Raw genomic sequence first — 2,920 nt, forward strand, 5'->3', positions numbered from 1 at the left:
TCGTTGACCGAGATTTTGCGCACAGCATCGCTGCCCAAACCAAGAATTTCAACGGCTTTCTGAATGCAACTGTGGGTTTCTGCGGAGCAATACAGCGTCATTTGGCCGCCTGCACGGTACAACCCATTTTTGCGCACGTCCAATCGTAACTGGTGATTGCGGGCAACGGTCAGCGCAGTAATGTTGGCCATTGAGCCACCACTGAGCAAGATGCCGGAGGCAGAAGCAGGATAATTCAGCATTTGTTTGCACCAATTCACCACTTGCTGATCCACGTACATCGCAGCATGCTCCCCAATGGTCACGTTCGGATTCATGGTTGCCGCTAGCAAATCGGCCAAAACCCCCATTGGCGTGCCAGTACCCTGCACCCAGGCAAAAAAACGAGGATGAATATTTCCTTTGGCGTAGGGGAAAATGTATTGTTTGAATTCCTGGTAAACGTCCTCTACATCTTGAGGTGCTTGGGGAATATCGCTGGAAAGGTAAGTTTTGACTGCTTCAGGAATGGGTTTCCAAACGGGTTGCTGAGCAATGTTTTCGAGGTAATCCATTACGTCATCGATCATTTGGTGCCCCAGTTGCCGCATTTGTTGCCAGTCCTGAGGGTCTAAAGTCAGGTTCTCCCCTACCCTTTCGGCTAGTTCATTGCTGTGTAATTTGTGCATTGTATCGTTCTTTACATCAAAGATACCTGCAATGCCACTTCTATCCAACCTGAAAATTGCGGACAAAAAAAATGGGACTTCGATACGAAATGCTACCGAAGACCCATTTTTGGTCAAATCAAAACCAGGCAGGAATTACAAACGTGTCCCTTCGATGGTTTGGCCTTGAACTTCCAATTTAACTTTGATTACTTTTTTGGTTTCATCGCGTATAAACGTCGCAGTGCCTTCGAAACCTTCAATGTTGAATACATCGGCAGTTGCAGTAGGCACCAGAGGCGCACTGCCTTGGCCTTCAAGCGTACCGATAACCTTTCCCTGATCCCAGGAAACGACGATGTTACCCATGCCGCCAGTGTCGTATTTCCCGAGGATTGGCTGAACAGCAACAGAATCCAAAACAGGAACCGCAGGCGCAGCAGCATTTTGAGCGCTAACAAATCCGATTGCTACAAAGAAAAGAAAGATGAAAGAGCAGAGAAGCGATTTCATAATTGTGCTTTCAAAAGGGTGATAAAATAAATGATGCAACAAAGTAAGATATTTTAACCCTGCTGCAAATGTTTTTCTATAAAGGGGATGTTAAGTTTTACGCACTCCAATTCAAATTACTGAATCTTCCAATAAGCCCACAACAGCCTCAAGTCTTCACTTACCCGGTAATCTCTTGCATAATTTTGATTCAATTTGTGCTGGGTCGATTCTTTCAAAACCAGTTCCGAAACCGCATCGTTGGGGTTCAATACGCCGGGTTTCAGTTTAGGCAAGTCGAGTTCGGGCTGGGTATAGCTTATCCAGGTTTTTTGGCCAATCAATACTGGCCAGGCATTGGCCCAAATCTTTTGTTTGCGTGCACCTAAAAAGATACTCAAGGGAAAACTGGGCAACAACACCATTGCAATCACGATATCCAGCAGGCGTTTGTTTCGGCGATTTTCAGGACGGGAGATGCTGAATTGCGCGTCCAAGCGGTACCATTCGCCGTTCAAGTCTTTGTTGCTGCTGCCGATGATGGTATCGCTCCCTGCGGGTAAAATTTTATAATTCAATTGCCGCCCGAGCTTTTCCATGGTTTCGATGATTGCCGCATTGGACAAATCCTGACTGCAAAAAATCAATTCATCCAGGCGAAACAGCTCAACCAAAGCAGGCAAGTCGGTCAAGATCCCCAGGTATAAATGAGATTCCGCGCTATTTTGTTGTGGAGCAATCAATCCAATCGTCTTTTTGCGGATGCCTATAGCCCTCAAGATGGCTTCAATCCGCCGGGTTTCTTCCAGAGATCCGACGAGGGCCAGACGTTTTTCCTCCTGTTCTTCCAAACTGAAATTGCCCATACCAAGGCTGCTGATCAAAGCCCGCAAAGCCGGGATGGCCAGTAACGCCCAAATGGTACCCAACACAATCAACATCCGCGAGCTGCGGTATTCCAAATTCAAAAACCCATAAATGGCCGCAATGCCTACTGCACCAAACAAGATGCCCCGTACAATTTGCCACAGGTTGGTGCGCCGATCGTAAGCGCCGCTGAAAAACAGGGCCGTCAACCAAATCCCGGTGTACAATGGTGCATTGAAATACAAAAAGGATTCTTCAAAATGACCCGGATTGTGAAAATGGTAAACGGCCCAGGATTTTTTCAACAAAAACAAGCCGCTGAACAAGACAAGCGCATCCAGAATGGGCCACCAGGCGCGTTGAAAAAAATTGGACACCACCGTAAGCGCTGCCCTGAAATAGATCGCAGCTTGCAGCATCAGCACAAAACTGCGGGCATTGCTGCCCCGAAAATGCTTGCGCGCAAACAGGATCATCGCCTGATAAAAGATGCGCACATAATTGACGCTGCCTTTTTTGGTGCTTTCGCCTTTGTAATGGATGATGGTCGTATCGGCCAGATAATGGTTGGTGTAGCCTCCCAACTGGATGCGGTAGGATAGATCAATGTCTTCGCCGTACATAAAAAACTGCTCATCGAGCAAACCTACTTTGTCCAGTGCCGCTTTGCGCATCAGCATGAAGGCACCCGACAACACATCCACCTCATGGTTCTGATTTTTGGGCAAATACCCCAAATGGTAGCGATTGAAAAAACGGGATTTGGGGAAAAACCGCGATAGCCCAAAGGTTTTGCTAAAAGCCACAAATGGAGAAGGAAAGCCACGCTTGGACTCCGGCAGAAAGACACCCGATCCATCGATCATTTTTACGCCCAAAGCCCCAGCTCCTGGATGGTTTTGCATAAAATCCAG

General features: G+C 47.3%; 3 protein-coding genes. All 3 read right to left on the reverse strand.

Going from position 1 to position 2,920, the window contains the following annotated elements; all coding sequences use genetic code 11:
* Positions 1–668: pyridoxal phosphate-dependent decarboxylase family protein (locus ABW391_RS27250; protein ID WP_353485070.1), on the reverse strand; the 668-nt coding region annotated here is incomplete at its 3' end.
* A 135-nt stretch (positions 669–803) separates the two neighbouring features.
* Positions 804–1,160, reverse strand: coding sequence for a hypothetical protein (locus ABW391_RS27255; protein ID WP_353485071.1), 357 nt, complete (start codon positions 1,158–1,160; stop codon positions 804–806).
* 116 nt (positions 1,161–1,276) lie between these two features.
* Positions 1,277–2,920, reverse strand: a 1,644-nt coding sequence (locus ABW391_RS27260; protein ID WP_353485072.1) for a glycosyltransferase family 2 protein, incomplete at its 5' end; no start/stop codon positions are given.

Origin of the sequence: Haliscomenobacter sp. (genome assembly GCF_040403615.1) — a bacterium.
Lineage (GTDB): Bacteria > Bacteroidota > Bacteroidia > Chitinophagales > Saprospiraceae > Haliscomenobacter.